This window comes from Sphingobium fontiphilum, assembly GCF_014196635.1.
GTDB lineage: Bacteria > Pseudomonadota > Alphaproteobacteria > Sphingomonadales > Sphingomonadaceae > Sphingobium > Sphingobium fontiphilum.
This window is the reverse complement of record NZ_JACIEB010000001.1, coordinates 133,885-149,144: the sequence shown is the minus strand read 5'-3', so window position 1 is coordinate 149,144 and position 15,260 is coordinate 133,885. Positions and strand designations below refer to the sequence as shown.

The 15,260-nt window shown below is 63.6% G+C and carries 13 protein-coding genes; 3 read left to right on the top strand and 10 right to left on the bottom strand.

Features of this window, described 5'->3' with window-relative positions; genetic code table 11:
* Positions 1-12: 12 nt before the first annotated feature.
* Together ahpF and ahpC are read right to left on the bottom strand one after the other, a co-directional pair.
* On the bottom strand, positions 13-1,596 hold the full coding sequence (gene ahpF, locus GGR44_RS00635) for an alkyl hydroperoxide reductase subunit F (protein ID WP_183953520.1): 1,584 nt from the start codon (positions 1,594-1,596) through the stop codon (positions 13-15).
* A 170-nt stretch (positions 1,597-1,766) separates the two neighbouring features.
* Positions 1,767-2,330, bottom strand: a complete 564-nt coding sequence (gene ahpC, locus GGR44_RS00630; protein WP_183953519.1) for an alkyl hydroperoxide reductase subunit C — start codon at positions 2,328-2,330, stop codon at positions 1,767-1,769.
* Between the two features lie 219 nt (positions 2,331-2,549).
* Between ahpC and GGR44_RS00625 the strand changes: the two genes are divergently transcribed.
* Positions 2,550-3,008, top strand: coding sequence for a hypothetical protein (locus GGR44_RS00625; RefSeq protein WP_246344255.1), 459 nt, complete (start codon positions 2,550-2,552; stop codon positions 3,006-3,008).
* 69 nt (positions 3,009-3,077) lie between these two features.
* Here GGR44_RS00625 and GGR44_RS00620 read toward each other — a convergent pair whose 3' ends face one another.
* The 5 genes from GGR44_RS00620 to GGR44_RS00600 form a co-directional block, all read right to left on the bottom strand.
* Entirely contained in the window at positions 3,078-3,731 is a 654-nt protein-coding gene (locus GGR44_RS00620) for an outer membrane protein (protein ID WP_183953517.1), read from the bottom strand.
* Between the two features lie 169 nt (positions 3,732-3,900).
* Positions 3,901-8,073 (bottom strand): translocation/assembly module TamB domain-containing protein, encoded by a 4,173-nt coding sequence (locus GGR44_RS00615; RefSeq protein ID WP_183953516.1) that lies wholly within the window; start codon positions 8,071-8,073, stop codon positions 3,901-3,903.
* The gene (locus tag GGR44_RS00610; protein WP_183953515.1) at positions 8,073-10,142 is read right to left on the bottom strand and encodes an autotransporter assembly complex protein TamA; all 2,070 of its coding nucleotides are present in this window, start codon (positions 10,140-10,142) and stop codon (positions 8,073-8,075) included. The genes GGR44_RS00615 and GGR44_RS00610 overlap by 1 nt, the downstream gene beginning before the upstream one ends.
* Positions 10,143-10,226: 84 nt before the next feature.
* Positions 10,227-10,706, bottom strand: coding sequence for a DUF1465 family protein (locus GGR44_RS00605; RefSeq protein ID WP_183953514.1), 480 nt, complete (start codon positions 10,704-10,706; stop codon positions 10,227-10,229).
* 132 nt (positions 10,707-10,838) lie between these two features.
* Positions 10,839-11,018: a YdcH family protein gene (locus GGR44_RS00600; protein ID WP_183954178.1), complete on the bottom strand. Its 180-nt coding sequence runs from the start codon at positions 11,016-11,018 to the stop codon at positions 10,839-10,841.
* A gap of 181 nt (positions 11,019-11,199) precedes the next feature.
* On the opposite strand from GGR44_RS00600, the gene GGR44_RS00595 reads away from it, so the two are divergent.
* Complete coding sequence (locus GGR44_RS00595; protein WP_183953513.1) at positions 11,200-11,358, top strand: YdcH family protein; 159 nt, start codon at positions 11,200-11,202, stop codon at positions 11,356-11,358.
* 195 nt (positions 11,359-11,553) lie between these two features.
* Here GGR44_RS00595 and GGR44_RS00590 read toward each other — a convergent pair whose 3' ends face one another.
* The 3 genes from GGR44_RS00590 to GGR44_RS00580 form a co-directional block, all read right to left on the bottom strand.
* Entirely contained in the window at positions 11,554-11,922 is a 369-nt protein-coding gene (locus GGR44_RS00590) for a PilZ domain-containing protein (RefSeq protein WP_183953512.1), read from the bottom strand.
* 83 nt (positions 11,923-12,005) lie between these two features.
* On the bottom strand, positions 12,006-12,470 hold the full coding sequence (gene dksA, locus GGR44_RS00585; protein ID WP_183954177.1) for an RNA polymerase-binding protein DksA: 465 nt from the start codon (positions 12,468-12,470) through the stop codon (positions 12,006-12,008).
* Positions 12,471-13,045: 575 nt separating this feature from the next.
* Positions 13,046-13,834 carry a hypothetical protein gene (locus tag GGR44_RS00580; protein WP_246344254.1) on the bottom strand — a complete coding sequence of 263 codons (789 nt, stop codon included), beginning with the start codon at positions 13,832-13,834 and terminating at the stop codon, positions 13,046-13,048.
* A 148-nt stretch (positions 13,835-13,982) separates the two neighbouring features.
* Between GGR44_RS00580 and serS the strand changes: the two genes are divergently transcribed.
* Complete coding sequence (gene serS / locus GGR44_RS00575) at positions 13,983-15,260, top strand: serine--tRNA ligase (RefSeq protein ID WP_183953511.1); 1,278 nt, start codon at positions 13,983-13,985, stop codon at positions 15,258-15,260.

Sequence of the window (15,260 nt, the reverse complement as noted above, 5' to 3'; positions counted from 1 at the left end):
GGCCGTTCAGGCTCAGGCCGCTTCCACCTCCCGGGCCTCGGCGGGCAGGCGGATGAGATAGTCGAACGCCGACAGCGAAGCCTTCGACCCTTCGCCCATGGCGATCACGATCTGCTTATAGGGCACGGTCGTGCAGTCGCCTGCCGCAAAAATGCCTGGCTGGCTGGTTTCGCCACGCGCATCCACCTGGATTTCGCCACGGGGGCTCAGCGCGACCGTATCTTTCAGCCATTCGGTGTTGGGGACAAGGCCGATCTGAACGAATATGCCTTCCAGTTCGATCTGGTGCAGCGCGTCGCTGTTCCGGTCCTTGTAGGACAGGCCCGTCACCCGCTGGCCATCACCATGCACCTGCGTCGTCAGGGCAGAGGTGATGATCTTCACATTGGGCAGGCTGGCAAGCTTGCGCTGCAACACGGCGTCGGCGCGAAGCTGGCTGTCAAATTCGATCAGCGTCACATGGGCGACGATGCCCGCCAGGTCGATGGCGGCTTCCACACCGCTATTGCCGCCGCCGATCACCGCCACGCGCTTGCCCTTGAACAGCGGACCGTCGCAGTGCGGACAATAGGCAACGCCCTTGTTGCGATAATCGTCCTCGCCCGGCACGTTCATCTGGCGCCAGCGCGCGCCCGTCGACAGGATGACGGTTTTGGCTCTCAGCGACGCGCCATTTTCAAGCACCACTTCGTGCAGGCCGCCTTCGGTCTTGGCCGGCACGAGCTTCGACGCCTTCTGAAGATTCATGATGTCGACATCATAATCCTTCACATGTTGTTCCAGATGGGCGGCGAGTTTCGGCCCTTCGGTATGAGGCACCGAAATGAAGTTTTCGATGTCCATCGTGTCGAGCACCTGACCGCCGAAGCGTTCAGCCGCGATGCCCGTGCGGATGCCCTTGCGCGCGGCATAAATGGCCGCCGCAGCTCCGGCGGGGCCGCCGCCCACGATCAGAACGTCAAACGCCTCCTTCTTCGCGATCTTCGCCGCCGCCTTGGCCTCCGCGCCGCTGTCGATCTTAGCGACGATCTGTTCCAGTTCCATGCGACCCTGGCCAAAGGGTTCGCCGTTCAGGAAGATGGTGGGCACCGCCATCACCTTGCGCGCATCCACCTCATCCTTGAACAGCGCGCCGTCGATGGCGACATGGCTGACGCGCGGGTTGAGCACGCTCATCAGGTTCAATGCCTGCACCACGTCCGGGCAATTCTGGCACGACAGCGAGAAATAGGTTTCGAAGGCGAAATCGCCGTCCAAATCCCTGATCTGCTGTATGAGTTCGGGCGCGGCCTTCGACGGGTGACCGCCGACCTGCAACAGCGCCAACACCAGCGAAGTGAATTCATGGCCCATCGGGATGCCCGCGAAGCGGACGCCGATGTCGGTGCCAGCACGGCGGATCATGAAGCTGGGCTTGCGCTTGTCGTCATCCTTGCGCACCACGCTGACCTTGTCGGACAGTGACGCAATATCATCCAGCAGCGCGTTCAATTCTGCGGATTTCGGGCTGTCATCCAGCGAAGCCACCAGCTCGACCGGCTGGGTGACGTTTGCAAGATAGCCCTTGAGCTGTTCCTTGAGATTGGCTTCCAACATCGTCTGTGCTCCGTGGATGGGGGGACGGCGGCGACCATTTTTGCGGTCGCGCGCCATCCCACCGGGAATGGTGCGACCCAAAGTCCCCGGCAAAATTGATAGGGTTCATCCGGCGCCGGAATATCGGGTTATATCCCTATATTCCGGCGCGCGGCCAAACGCGGTTCGAATTAGATCTTGCCGACCAGGTCCAGCGAGGGAGCCAGGGTCTTTTCACCCTCTTCCCACTTGGCGGGGCACACTTCGCCCGGATGGCTTGTCCAATATTGCAGAGCCTTGATCTTGCGCAGCAGTTCGGCGGCGTTGCGGCCCACGCCTTCGGGCGTGATTTCAACGAGCTGGATCACGCCTTCGGGATCAAGCACGAAAGTGCCGCGGTCAGCCAGGCCGACGCCTTCGCGCAGAACGCCGAACATGTTCGAAATGTCGTGGTTTTGGTCGCCCAGCATGTAATAGTTGATCTTGCTGATGGCCGGCGAGGTGTCGTGCCATGCCTTGTGGCAGAAATGCGTGTCGGTCGACACCGAATAGACTTCCACGCCCATGCCCTGCAGCGTGGGATAGATGTCGGCCAGGTCTTCCAACTCGGTCGGGCAGACAAAGGTGAAGTCGGCGGGATAGAAGAAAAAGACGGCCCACTTGCCCTTCACATCGGCATCGGTGACGTCGACAAACTTGCCTTCCTTGAACGCGGTCGCCTTGAACGGCTTGAGGGGGGTGTTGATCAGCGCCATGGGCTCTCCAATTCGGTAACGATGGTTGCAGATTGCAGAGCCTATGTAGGGAAAGGCCCGGCAGGTGGGAAATTGGTTTTCTCCCACTTTGAAATAGAGAAAATCGATCAAAACAATCCATATTGATCGAAACCGTCATATAATCTTCACCAGCCGGATTGGCCGCAGCCGGATCAAAACAGCCACCCCACGAGTTGGCCGGCGAGAGGAGAAATGACGATGCGATATCCCCTGCTTGCCGCCACAATGCTGGCGCTGGTCCTGACGGCCTGTGGCGGCAATCCCGACAGCATGAACGGAGCGGCCGCCGACAACAGCGCTGCCCCTGGCGTCGAATCGATCGAGGACAATGATTCGATCAACATGGCCGGCGCCGCCCCGGCCGTTCTGCCCACCGATGCGTGGGTAGGGCGCTGGACGGGACCCGAGGGTCTTTTTCTGGACATTCAGCCCGCGCCCGACGGCAGGCCGGGTCAATATGCCATCATCAACCGCGACAATCTGGATCGCGAAGCCAACTATTCCGGGATCGCCGATGGCGAGGCCATTCGCTTTGACCGCGACGGCAGGCAATTGACCTTGCGGCCGGGCAAGGGCGACGAAACCGGGTTTAAATATCTTGCAGGCAAGACCGATTGCCTGATCGTGGAGGTCGCCAAGGAGGGATATTGCCGGTAACGCTATAGCCCGAATGACGAAAAGGGGCCGGACAATCCGGCCCCTTCCTTTGTGTGATATGCGCTGGCTTCAGAAGCGCCAGCCCATGCTGGCGACGACCTGATGCCGGTCAGTGTCGATGTCGAATTCGCTGCTCGTCGCGCCGCTGGCATAGTCGATATGGCTGCTGTCATATTTGGAGTAACGATATTCCAGCTTCGCAAAGCTGTTCGCGCCAAGCGACCGTTCCACGCCCGCGCCGACGCGCCAGCCGTCAAGCTTGAAGGCGGTGTCGGTTTCCTGATTGGTGTCGCCGGCCAGCACGTTCAGCTTGGCGTTGGTGTAACCACCCTTCACGTAAAGCAGCGTCGCCGGATTGACCAGAACGCCTGCCCTTGCGCCGACATAGATGTCGCGTCCGGCGCTGACCCGGCCGAAACCGAAACGGTCGGTATAATCGCGGCGATCGCTCTTGGCGGTCGAATCGGTCAGTTCGGCTTCCGCGCCCAGCACGGCGCTGCCCACCGCCACATCATAGCCGACGCCGACGCCATAAAGCAGGCCGTCGATCGACTGATCGTCATTGCCATTGTCATTGTCGATGTCGCTGCCCGCGCCGACATGGTCATAGCCCAATATGCCTTCCACCCTGGGGCCGGTGAACACCGGATTGTCGCTCTGCGCCATTGCCGGGGCGGCCAGCCCTGCGCTTGCCATCAATGCTGCGACCATGATCTTTTTCATTGGAAACTCCGTTCATCATCTTCCCCTGTCAGGGGTGAGACGTTGAAGAATCCGCAGACCCGTTTGTTTCATTAACCCAGGATAAACAGCAGCTTATGTTGCATATTTAACACTTTAACGCGCCGTTCGACGCAATATCGTGCACCATTTGCGGTCAGTTGAACGCGCCTCAATAATCCTTGGAGACGCGGACGTTCGCGCTTTGACGGCCCAGCGTGGAAATCGCGCCCAGCAACGACAGCCAGCGCGTCACCTGATATTCGATGCGCGTCGCGGAATAGCCCTGCCCATCGGTAATCAACTCGACATAAGTCTTGCGCGTCAGATATTTGCCCGCCGCAATCGACGTGCCCTGCCCCTGCGTCGGATCGGCGGCGATGATGCGCAGTCGGTCGAGCCCTGCCGCCTTGCGCACCGCGTTGATCGGATCGAGGCCGCCGCCGCCCTGAAGCGACCCCACCGCCGCCGCCAGTTGCAGCGCTTCGGGCGCGGACAGGTTGGTGATCGACGTGCCGAAGAGGATGCGGGAGAGCAGTTCGTCCTCCGGCAGTGCGGGAACGCTGGAGAAGCTGATGACCGGCGCAAGTCCCGTGCCCGTCACGCGGATCGTTGCCGATAGGTCGCTGACATCCGCCTCCGCCACGATGTCCAGCGTCGGATTGACCGGGGTGCGCCCGTCGAACCTTATCCGCCCTTCGCTCAATTCGAAACGTCGCCCGGCAAATTCATAGCCGCCGCGCACCAGATCGGCCGTTCCGGCGATGGCCGGGCTGGTCACTGTGCCGCCAATGGTGAGGTCCGCGCGCCATTCGCTGTCCAGACCCATGCCGCTGACCATCAGGCGATTGCGCGCCCTGGCCTTGACCGCCATCGTCCAGGCCGCACGGCTGCTCGGCGTCCGTTCAAACTCCTCGCCCCGGCGATTGACCTCCACCACCTTAAGTTCGGGAATTTGGGCGACCGCCGCCGCCCGGCCCATGACGAAGCTGCTCTTGTCGAGAACGAGATCCCCGCCGATCGTGCCGCCGATCCCATTGGATTGCAGCGTGATCGGCCCGGTGACCGTCGCCGAAATGTCGTCGCGCCGCAGCAACGGCGCCGCATTCGCCTGAAGCCTCAGGTCCATGCCCACCCCCTGCCCAGCGCCCAGATCGAAGCGACCGCTGCCCGTGATGGTTCCGCCCGACCCGGCATTGGCGCTGACGCTGCTCAGGATCAGTTGCGACCCCGCAAAACGCCCGCGCACCTTGACGTCGGTCAGGCGCATGCCCGTCACCGGGCTGTTCATCGTCGCCTTGTCGGTGGCGACGGTGCCGGTAATGATCGGATCGGCCGCTGTGCCCCGCGCGTCCGCGCTGATCGCGACAGGTCCGCCGATGTCGACGATTTCGACCCCGGTCAGCCGCCACAGCGTGTCGGCCGTGCCGTTGTAGCGCAACTGCGCCATCAGCGGCGCATTATAGATGCGCTGAAGAAAGTCGCCGCTGCCCAGAGGCGTCATCAACGCCTGACCGCGCCCGATCGTTGCGCCATCGGCAACGAAGGCCATGCGCGCCGCCAGCCGGTCGGGCGTCAGCACTGCGTTGATTCCGATGTCGACCGGGCGCGAACTCAAGGACAGGCCCGAACGCGACAGGCCGCGCAGGCGCAATTCCGCCTTGCCCGAAGGCACGCCGCCGGGCGGGTGAGACAGGCTCAGCGATCCCGTCGCCGTGCCGCCCAGCCCCAGATCGTCAAACCCGATGTCGAGCAACGACAGGGGCATCTTGTCGAGCCGCGCCTCAACGCGCCGTTCATCGCCACCCATGAGGCCCGACAGGCGCAGCGACCCGCCCGCATAGCTGATCGTTGCGGGCGACAGCCGCCACCCATTGCCGGTTCGGGTGAACAGCGCGGTGCGCAATATGCGGATGGGCCGTTTGTCGATCGTGCCCGACAGCGCCAGCCGCACGGTGTCGGCATCAATCTGCGCCTGCGCCTGAAGGTCGAACATGCGCCCGCGTTGGCCATTGAGGCTGGCCGTCACCTTGCCCGCGCCATCGCGCAGATCGGCATTGAGGGCAAGGCGGCCCAGCCGCATCCCGCCGACGCGCAGACCGCGCGCCTGCGCGGTCGCATTGATCGACGTGCCTGCCGGATCGAGCAACAGCGTGGCGTCCAGTTGCCCGCGCCGCACCTCGATCAGGGTGGGGCCATCGAAGCTGGCATCCGTGGCCTTGAGCGCCAGGACGACGCTTTGCCCCTCGCCAAGCGGCTTAAGGTCGATGCCGCCCTTCACCGCGCCGGCAACGGCCAGATGCCCGGTCAAGCCGCCAGTCACGGGCAGGATGTCTCCCGACAGCAGCACATCGGCCACCGACAACCTGCCTATGCGGATGATTGTCTGGCCGCCTTCGGGCAGAAGGATTGCGCCGCTGCCATCAAATGCGCCCAGCATGGATTGGCCGGACGCCCTCATCGCAAAGCCGGTCGCATCAGGCTCCAGCAACAGATGGACCGCGCGCAGCCCGGCGGCATCCATCGGCCGATCCAGCAGCAGGTCGACTGTCGGCCGGTCGATCCGCCCGTCCAGCGTCAGGTTGAGCGGTCCATATCGGTCATGCTTGCCGTCGCCTTCGAAATGGAATGTTCCGTCCACCCGTCGGACGCCATTGGCCGACAGAGCGATGACCGGACCGTTCACGCGCATGTTGGTAAAGGCCAGTTCGCCATTGGGCCGCAGCGCCAGCGCCGTGCGCAACGTGGGCAGGCCGCCCGCCAGCGTCTGGAGAAAGCCGATGTCGAGGCGACGCATCCGCGCCTCTGCCTCGCCCGACAGGCCAAACGCCCCACCGGCCGCAGGCGCCGCCCGCATTTTCGTCTGCAGGTCGACAATGCCCAGCCCGGGAACGGTCAGATTGTCGATCCGGCCGGTCAGGCCCAGATCATATTGGCCAGTGCCAAGGTCCGCGATCATGACCAGTTCGCCCCGCGACCGATCGGTGCGGAACGGCATCGCGTTACTGATGATCTTGCCGTCCTTGAGCTGTAGCACGCCGTCCAGACGGAAATTTCGGGCAAGCCCCTCGACGAGTTCGCCCTGACCGACCAGCCGCGCGGCCGACAATTGCACCGGGATCAGCGCCATACCCGCTTCAGCGACGCGCCCCTTGCCCGCCGCGCGCACCTCGTGGATGGTGGTCTTGTCAAAGGTCAGCGTTGTCGCCTTCAACAAATATTCAAAAGCGGGCGATGCAAAAGCGCCGTCCAGACGAAGGCTCGCGATCACATCGCGCCCGCTCAGGCTCTTGAGCAATGCCTGCGGTCGCGCCAGCCGCGCGTCCACGCGCAGATTATCGAACGCGCTGCGGCCCAGGTCGATGGCGCCGTCGGCCCTCAGGTCGACCGCTTCCGACCGAACAGTGAAATGGCCGTCCAGCAACCGATTAACGAGCGTGCCCTTACCACTCAGCAGCAAGCGGGGCGCGGCCATGCGCTGCAACAGGCCTTCTCCGGGCAGCGCGGCGCCGTCAATCGACCCGTCCAGTCCATATTCGCCGCTGCGCGCGGTCAGCCTGAGCGCGGCGACCGATTGAGCGTTGAGGGTCGCCGTCGCCTGCCCGTCCCACCGGGTCCAGCCGCCTTTGCCCGAAAGGCTGAGATTGGCGTCCTGCTTCGTGCCAAGCATCGCGGCGAGCACGCCGCCCGCAGGCGCGTTGAGCACCCCGTCGAGCCGGAACCTGTCGTCATCGGGGCGACTGTCGAGCGTGAATTTGAGGGCGTCGTCGCCATCGAGAACGCGCGCGTCGAAATCGATGATCGCGCGACCCGACCGGATGTCCGCGTCCCCGCGCAGCGTTGCAATCCGCTCCGGCCCGGCAATGCCCTTCGCCACGGTCAGCCGCCCAACGGAAAATTCCATCAACCTGATGTCGAAATCGGGCAGGATCGGCCCCTGCTCGGTCGAGGGGTTCAATTTGGGCAATTTATGCAGCATGGCGGCAGGGATCACGAGCCGGTCGATGTCCAGCCGGTTGGACAGCCAGGCGAATGGCCACCAGTCCAGTTCCACCCGTCGCGCACTCAGAAACGCGCCGCGAGGGTCCGACAAGGTCAGGTCGCGCAACACCGCATTGCGGTAGATGCTGCCTTCGATCGCGCCGATCCGAATTTTCAGGCCCGATGCCGGCGCGATCCGTTCGATGCGGGTGACGAGGAAACGGTGCCCCGCCGCCGTGTCCAGCCAAAGGAGCGCGCCAGCGACGATCGACAGCATGGCCAGAACCGCGGCCAGCACCCATGCCTGCCACAGCCCCTTGCGCCGCACCTTGACCGGTGTCGCTTCGATGGCTTCCTCCGCCATCAGAAGGCCTGCCCCAGCGAGACATAAACGGCGACTTTTGGATCGCCCTTTTGCGGGTTGATGGGCGTTCCGACGTCGAAACGGATCGGCCCGAAACTGCTGTAATAGCGCAGACCGACCCCGGCCCCGACACGCAGATCGCGGAATCGCGGCAGGAAACTGGTGGAAATATTGCCCGCGTCGACAAAGGGAACGACGCCGAAATTGCCGAAACGAACGCGCGTTTCGAGCGAAAACTCAGCCAGGCTCTTGCCCCCGATCGGGTCGTTGTTGCTGTCGCGCGGCCCGATCGCCTGATAGCCATAGCCGCGCACCGACCCGCCGCCGCCGGCATAGAAACGCCGCGATGGCGCAATCTGGCTGACCTGCGATCCCAATATGCTGCCAAAACGGGCGCGCGCGGCCAACACCACGCTGTTCCCGAAAGGCTGATAGACGCTGCCGTCCAGTTGCGCCCTGGCATAGCCGAAGGTGCCGCCCTGAAACGACAATTCGGGGCTCAACCGACCACCCAGGCGAAAGCCCCTGGTCGGGTTCAGCAAATCATCGCTGCCGTCATAGGCCAGGCTCACCGGCAGGGCCGCAATAAAGAAGGTGCGGCGCCCGCCGACGATCTTGCTGAAGCTGTCGGCTTCATCCGACGCGACCAGTTCGCCGCCGAAGTGCCATGCCCATTTTTTCTGGAACAGAATGTTGCTCTGCCGCTCCAACCCGCCCGACACAGTGAGGGTGCGCGCGTCATAGGCGTCGCGGCGAACATTGCTGACCGACACCAGCCCCGTCAGCACATTGTCGCGACGCTTGAAATTATTGCGGCGATAGGTGGCCGACGCGGTCTGTTCCTGCGTCCCCAGCACGCCGCGCAGCAACAGCGACCCTTCGGGCGGGAACAGGTTGCGATGCTGCCAGCTCACCTCGGCGCGATAGCCTTCGCCCGTGCCATAGCCCAGTTCCCCCGCGATCGTGCGAAGCGGCGCGGGACGCATTTCGACAAACATGTCGACATGCTCGCCATCCCCGGCCTCGCGCGGCTCCAGCTTGACGGAAGAAACAAGGCCAGTGGTCACCAGCGCCTTTTGCAAATCCTCGACATCCGAAACGGCATAGACGTCGCCGGGACGGAAGCGGGCGATGCTCTGCACATGGCGCGCATCCATCAGTTGCTCGTCGTCCAGGATGATCCGGCCAAAGGTGCGATAACCGCCCGTTTCGACCGGCACGTCCAGATCGCCCTTGCGCGCTTCATGGTCGATCCGGGCGTCGGGCTCACCTATCTTTGCAAAGGGATAGCCATGTTCGCCCAGCGCCGCCGCCAGCGAATCGCGCGCCGCGAAAATCCTGTCCGCGTCCACCGGATCGCCGACGGCAACCGGGAAGGCGGCGCGCATTTCCGGCTCGCGCGGCCCTGTCGCGTCAATGCCGTTCAGGTCGACCGACGACAGCAGATATTGCTGCCCCGGCGTCACATCGAACGTCACCGCCAGCTTGTCCTGCCCCTCAGCCGGCGCGGCAACAGCGCCGCGGATGCGCGCAGCATAATAGCCCTTGGCGCGCAGCAGCCGGTCGAGAAGATCCTGATCCTCCTTCATGCGCCGGTTTATCTGCGCCAGATTGGCGGGCTTGTCCTCCCCCTGTTTCAGGACCGACAATTGGTCGAAACGGCCCTTGAACTGCGCGTCGGCCACATCCTCCAGACCCGTCAGCGCAACAGCATAACGCCGTTCCTCGCCCGTGTCGGCAAAGCTTGCCGCACTGTCTTGCGCGGCCGCCGCCGCATCCTGTTCCAGCGCTGCGGCATCGGCGGCGACATCAGCGGCCGACAATGGCGGATCGGAGGGGTCGGGCGAAATCGGCTGGACCAGATCGGCGCCATCCATGTCCGGCCAGTCGATCCCGATGTCGGGCATGGCCGCCATATCCGCTGGCGGGATCGCATCGCCCGGCTGTGCAGGCGCATCGCCGGCGATCTGTGCGCCGACGCCCACCGGTGCAGCAATGCCGGCAAGCAGGAGGCTGATCGCGAACGGACGACCGATGGCGCGGCGGGATGTCCGCATGGCTTGGATCATGGCCCGTGCTTAGCCCAAAAATTGCGGCCGACGCCAGCGATGATCGGCCAGAATGCGACAAAATGCAGCGGATGCCGGCCTGTTTCAAAACGCGGTGTGCAACCGGTCCATCAAAGCGCGAGCCGGACTGGGGGCGTCCTCACCCTGATCACCATCGGATCGCAACAACCGGTCCTGCAACCGTGCCACCCGGCTATAAAGTTCCTGACTGGCCTCGATCAGCGACCGTGCAGCGAAAGGAAAACCGTCGGTCAGGATCGCATCGCTCAACTGCGCCTGGCCCAACCGGTATTTCTCATCCCGCAGGACATCCGCCTCGATTTCGCCACGCTGGCAGGCGCGCTGCACAAGCAGCCAGGCGATCACATGCATCAACCGGGTCGTAACCTTCAACGATTCGCAGGTGAAGGCGATACGCCGCAGAGGGTCGGCCAGATCGCCGTCGCCTCCCTCCGGACTATCGAAATAGGAACGCGCTTCATCCGCCATGACCATGGCTTCGACATAGAGGCTGTCGACCAGACGGCGATGCAGGCCGGGATCAAGGCGGAGCGATGCGGGCATGAAATGCTCTGCTGCCACAATCCGATAAATTTGTCAGTCCCGTGACAGCGCCTCTTTATCCACTGTCCCAAACAGGGTCGGTTACCGCAGGATTAACCATGCCGCCCGCTGACCGCCCGGTCGATCCTGCAATCAGGCGATGATGTCCGGGACCAGCGCATCCTCCAGCATCGACATTTCGTCGCGCAGACGCAGCTTGCGCTTCTTCAGGCGGGCGATCTGCAACTGATCGGACGATCCGCTTTCGGCCAGCGCGAATATCGCGCTGTCCAGATCGCGATGCTCCACCCGGAGCAACTCCAGCCGGCGCATCATGTCTTCCTGATTCACGGGCAAGCAACTCCCAAGGCGTTTCCCAAGTGATAGCGCCGTCCGCCACGACGGGCCATCGCATTTTCGCGCACGCCCGTCGCACAGCCGGAAACAACGCAAGACAGAAGGGCATTTTCGTGATTTACTCGATCATCCAACAGCCTCTTGTAAGGAGAATGTCATGGAAAACAGCCACATTTCAGCACTTATGGCCAAGCATGCCGGGCTTGACGCCCGAATCAAGGCGGAGTCGAGTCGCCCATTGCCCGACATGACGTTGGTGGCGACGCTCAAGAAGCAGAAATTGCGGCTGAAGGAAGAGATGGCGCAGACGCACTGAGCCTCATCCCGACAATGACATAACGACCCCCGCGCGCCAGACATGGCCGCGGGGGTTATTGATGGAAATCAGCCTTCCGATGCTGTCGGCGGCGCAACCAAAGGCCCTTGCGCGGCGGGGCGCGATACCGGCCTGAACAGCAAAAGGGGCGCAAAGCCCCTCCATCACGCTCTCAACCGCCAGCGCGCCCGGCGATCAGCGTCGTAAAGTCTGTGAGCGAAGATAGTCAGGCAAGGCGGCCCGGCTCGCGCCCTGGGAAACAGGACGACGGGCAAGTTGCGGGTCGATCACCTCGTCAAAGGCCATGCCGATCTTGTGCTCGCGCGACCAGGCGATGCGGCCCGACACGCGACCCACGCCGCGCAGTTCGACGACGATGGCGATATCCGCCGGAATGGCGCGCTCGCAATCGGCCATCAGGCCGGTCGCCGACAGGTTGCGGACCCGGGCCTTGCCCAGATCGACGCCATCGGCCGACATGATGCTCGTCAGCAAAAACAGGCTGTCCCGTGCTGCTGAACGTGCGGGGCCGCGATCTTCCGAAAAACCCTGTTCCTTGTCCATCGAACCCTAATCCGTGCCTGTGAATCCAGACAAATGCGTGGATGCAATGACAGAATTAGTGACACTGGGAGGTGGACAAAGCGTTAATCGTCGCGCGAAATCTTTTCCTGGCGCTCATGGCGCTCCTGCGCCTCAACGGTCATCGTGGCGATGGGACGCGCCTCCAGCCGACCGAGCGAAATCGGTTCGCCGGTGACTTCGCAATAACCATATTCGCCATCGTCGATCCGGCGCAGCGCCGCATCGATCTTCGAAATCAGCTTGCGCTGACGATCGCGGGTCCGCAGTTCGATCGACCAGTCGGTTTCGCTTGACGCGCGATCGTTCAGATCGGGTTCGCGCAGCGGTTCGCTTTGCAGCACGGCAAGCGTGCCTTCCGCTTCCGCCAGAATCTGCTTCTTCCAGTCCAGCAACCGCCGCCGGAAATATTCCAGCTGCAGCGGGTTCATGAACTCTTCATCGGCCGATGGACGATAATCGGGGGGCAGGTTCACGGCGGCTTTGGACGGCTTTTCACCGCTCTTGTCGGCATTCTGGAGCACGGCCATCTGGGGGCTCTCCGATTGGTCGACCCCGGCCATGAAACCCGGGGACTATTAGATGTTGCGCGGCCTATAGCCCTCCGCCCGGGCGGACACAACCCGGCAAACATCGTAATACGCAAGCGCCATCATCGGTTGGCCGCTTTTGCCCGGCGCAACCGAAGAAGCCGGATCCACAACGATTCGATCCGCGCGCGACAGGATAGCGGGACAATTCACCGATAAGCCGCCAATCGTTCCAAATTGGGACGTTAACCAAATCCCTTCATAGAAGGTTATGATTTGGCTCGACTTCACAAGGACATTCAGGGTTAACGCCATTGCAGTTAACGCTTTATTTTGCGTTCATGGCGTTAGGGAGTTGCAGGGGTTCGTTTACTGGGTCCGCCAGTCACCGGTCTCCGCGACAACATAGCAATAAGAGTGGATCCTATGTCGGTTCGGATGGCATTGGCTAAATTGTGCGCCTGCACCTGCGGTGGCGCGATCATTGGCGGCGGCGCTGTCCATGTCGCTGAAACGCCGCGACCGGCGGTGGTCCACGCCACCAAGGGCGTCAAGGCCGGATATAGCAAGAAGCGCTACGCCGTGCGGACCGTGAAGCGCAAGGTCGTGCGCACCGTCACCGCCTGCGCGCCGCAGACCGTGACCGTGACCAGCCAGCCCGCTCCCATCCCCTTGCCCGCACCCATGCCGATGCCGCAGGAAATGCCCGTGATGTCCGGCGGCGGCGGCGGCGCTGTGCCGGTGGTCATGGGCGGCGGCGGCTTTGGCGGCGGCGGCTTCATCGGCGGTTTCTTTGGCGGCAGCGGCGGTGGCGGCGGCGGCAGCGTCGTGATCTCGTCGACCAGCAGCTCGACCGGCGGCATCAGCTCCTCGACCAGTTCGACCACCGGCGGCGTTTCGACGTCGACGGGCGGCGTGTCGACCTCCACCGGCGGGGTCAGCACCTCGACCGGCGGCGTTTCGACGTCCAGCGGCAACGTCTCCACCTCGAGCGGGATCAGTTCGACCAGTTCATCCTCGTCCAGTTCGTCGTCCTCATCCTCGTCCAGTTCCTCCTCGTCCTCCTCTTCGTCGGGCGGCGGCTCGAATGGTGGCCATGGTTCGAGCGGCGGGCATGGATCGAGCGGCAGTTCCGGTTCGTCTGGCAGCTCCTCGTCGTCGAGCAGTTCGGGCGGATCGTCCAGCTTCGGCAGCACGGGTTCCAGCAGCAGCTCCAGTTCCTCGTCGTCCTCCTCATCGTCCTCGAGCAGCTCCAGCTCGGGCGGCGGCAGTTCGAGCGGCGGCACCGACGTTCCCGCCCCGCCGATGGTTTTGTTGTTCGGTGCGGCTGCGGCGGCGCTGGTGGCCCGTCGCCGCTTCGGCAAGGCGAAGGCGGAAGCCTAAACTTCAGGCTCGCAGGCATCAAAGGGGCGCTCCTGAACGGGGCGCCCCTTTTTGATTCGGGCCCTTTTTGATTCGGGCGAGGGCGCGCAGGCTTGCACGGCGCAGCCCCGCGCGGCATAGCGCCAGCCCATGCACGACATACGCTTCATCCGCGAAAATCCCGCCGCTTTCGACGCCGCTCTGGCCCGTCGCGGGCTGTCGCCATGGTCCGCCGAGATATTGGCGGCGGACGAGCGCAGCCGGGCCATCAAGACCCAGTTGCAGCAGGATCAGGCCCGCCGCAACGAAGCGAGCAAAGCCATCGGCCAGGCTATGGGCGCGAAGGACATGGCGAGGGCGGACGAACTGAAGGCGGAGGTCGCCGCGCTCAAGGAGCGGATGGCGGCGATGGAGACCGAGGACCGCGTAGCTGGCGAGGCGCTGACCGCGATGCTGGCCGCCATCCCCAACCTGCCCGCCGACGACGTGCCCATGGGCGCGGACGAGGCCGACAATGTCGAAGTGCTGCGCTGGGGCACGCCGCGCCACTTCGACTTCGCGCCGCAGGATCATGCCGATTTCGGCCCGGCGCTGGGGCTGGATTTCGAAGGCGGCGCGGCCCTCTCCGGCGCGCGCTTCACCGCGCTGCGCGGCCCAATGGCGCGCCTGCACCGGGCGCTGGCGCAATATATGCTGGATACCCAGACCGCGACCAACGGCTATCAGGAAACCATCGTCCCGCTTCTGGTGAAGGATGACGCGCTTTTTGGCACCGGACAATTGCCCAAATTCGCCGAAGATCTGTTCAAGACCACTGATGGCCGCTGGCTGATCCCCACCGCCGAAGTCAGCCTGACCAATCTTGTCCGCGAACAGATCGTGCCGGTCGACAGCCTGCCCGTTCGCCTGACCGCGCTCACCCCCTGTTTCCGGTCCGAAGCCGGGTCCGCCGGGCGCGACACGCGCGGCTTCATCCGCCAGCATCAGTTCGAGAAGGTCGAACTGGTCGCGATCTGCAAGCCGGAGGAGTCGGAGGCCGAGCATGAACGCATGTGCGCGGCGGCCGAGGGCATATTGCAGGCGCTGAACCTGCCCTATCGCAAGATGCTGCTATGCACCGGCGACATGGGCTTTGGCGCCCGCAAAACTTGGGATCTGGAGGTCTGGCTGCCCAGCCAGAAGACGTATCGCGAAATCAGTTCCGTCTCCAACTGCGGCGATTTTCAGGCGCGGCGCATGAACGCCCGCTGCAAGCCCGAAGGCGAGAAGGCGACGCGCTTCCTCCACACGCTGAACGGTTCGGGGTTGGCGGTCGGCCGCACGCTCGTCGCCGTGCTCGAAAATTACCAGCAGGCCGACGGCAGCGTGATCGTGCCCGACGTGCTGGCCCCCTATATGGGCGGCATCACCAAGCTGGAGCCACGCTGA

What these genes read in the sequence shown, in the direction of transcription:
- ahpF (WP_183953520.1), bottom strand. Translation starts at nt 1,596, where the DNA reads ATGTTGGAAGCCAATCTCAAGGAACAGCTCAAGGGCTATCTTGCAAAC.
- ahpC (WP_183953519.1), bottom strand. Translation starts at nt 2,330, where the DNA reads ATGGCGCTGATCAACACCCCCCTCAAGCCGTTCAAGGCGACCGCGTTC.
- GGR44_RS00625 (WP_246344255.1), top strand. Translation starts at nt 2,550, where the DNA reads ATGCGATATCCCCTGCTTGCCGCCACAATGCTGGCGCTGGTCCTGACG.
- GGR44_RS00620 (WP_183953517.1), bottom strand. Translation starts at nt 3,731, where the DNA reads ATGAAAAAGATCATGGTCGCAGCATTGATGGCAAGCGCAGGGCTGGCC.
- GGR44_RS00615 (WP_183953516.1), bottom strand. Translation starts at nt 8,073, where the DNA reads ATGGCGGAGGAAGCCATCGAAGCGACACCGGTCAAGGTGCGGCGCAAG.
- GGR44_RS00610 (WP_183953515.1), bottom strand. Translation starts at nt 10,142, where the DNA reads ATGATCCAAGCCATGCGGACATCCCGCCGCGCCATCGGTCGTCCGTTC.
- GGR44_RS00605 (WP_183953514.1), bottom strand. Translation starts at nt 10,706, where the DNA reads ATGCCCGCATCGCTCCGCCTTGATCCCGGCCTGCATCGCCGTCTGGTC.
- GGR44_RS00600 (WP_183954178.1), bottom strand. Translation starts at nt 11,018, where the DNA reads ATGCGCCGGCTGGAGTTGCTCCGGGTGGAGCATCGCGATCTGGACAGC.
- GGR44_RS00595 (WP_183953513.1), top strand. Translation starts at nt 11,200, where the DNA reads ATGGAAAACAGCCACATTTCAGCACTTATGGCCAAGCATGCCGGGCTT.
- GGR44_RS00590 (WP_183953512.1), bottom strand. Translation starts at nt 11,922, where the DNA reads ATGGACAAGGAACAGGGTTTTTCGGAAGATCGCGGCCCCGCACGTTCA.
- dksA (WP_183954177.1), bottom strand. Translation starts at nt 12,470, where the DNA reads ATGGCCGTGCTCCAGAATGCCGACAAGAGCGGTGAAAAGCCGTCCAAA.
- serS (WP_183953511.1), top strand. Translation starts at nt 13,983, where the DNA reads ATGCACGACATACGCTTCATCCGCGAAAATCCCGCCGCTTTCGACGCC.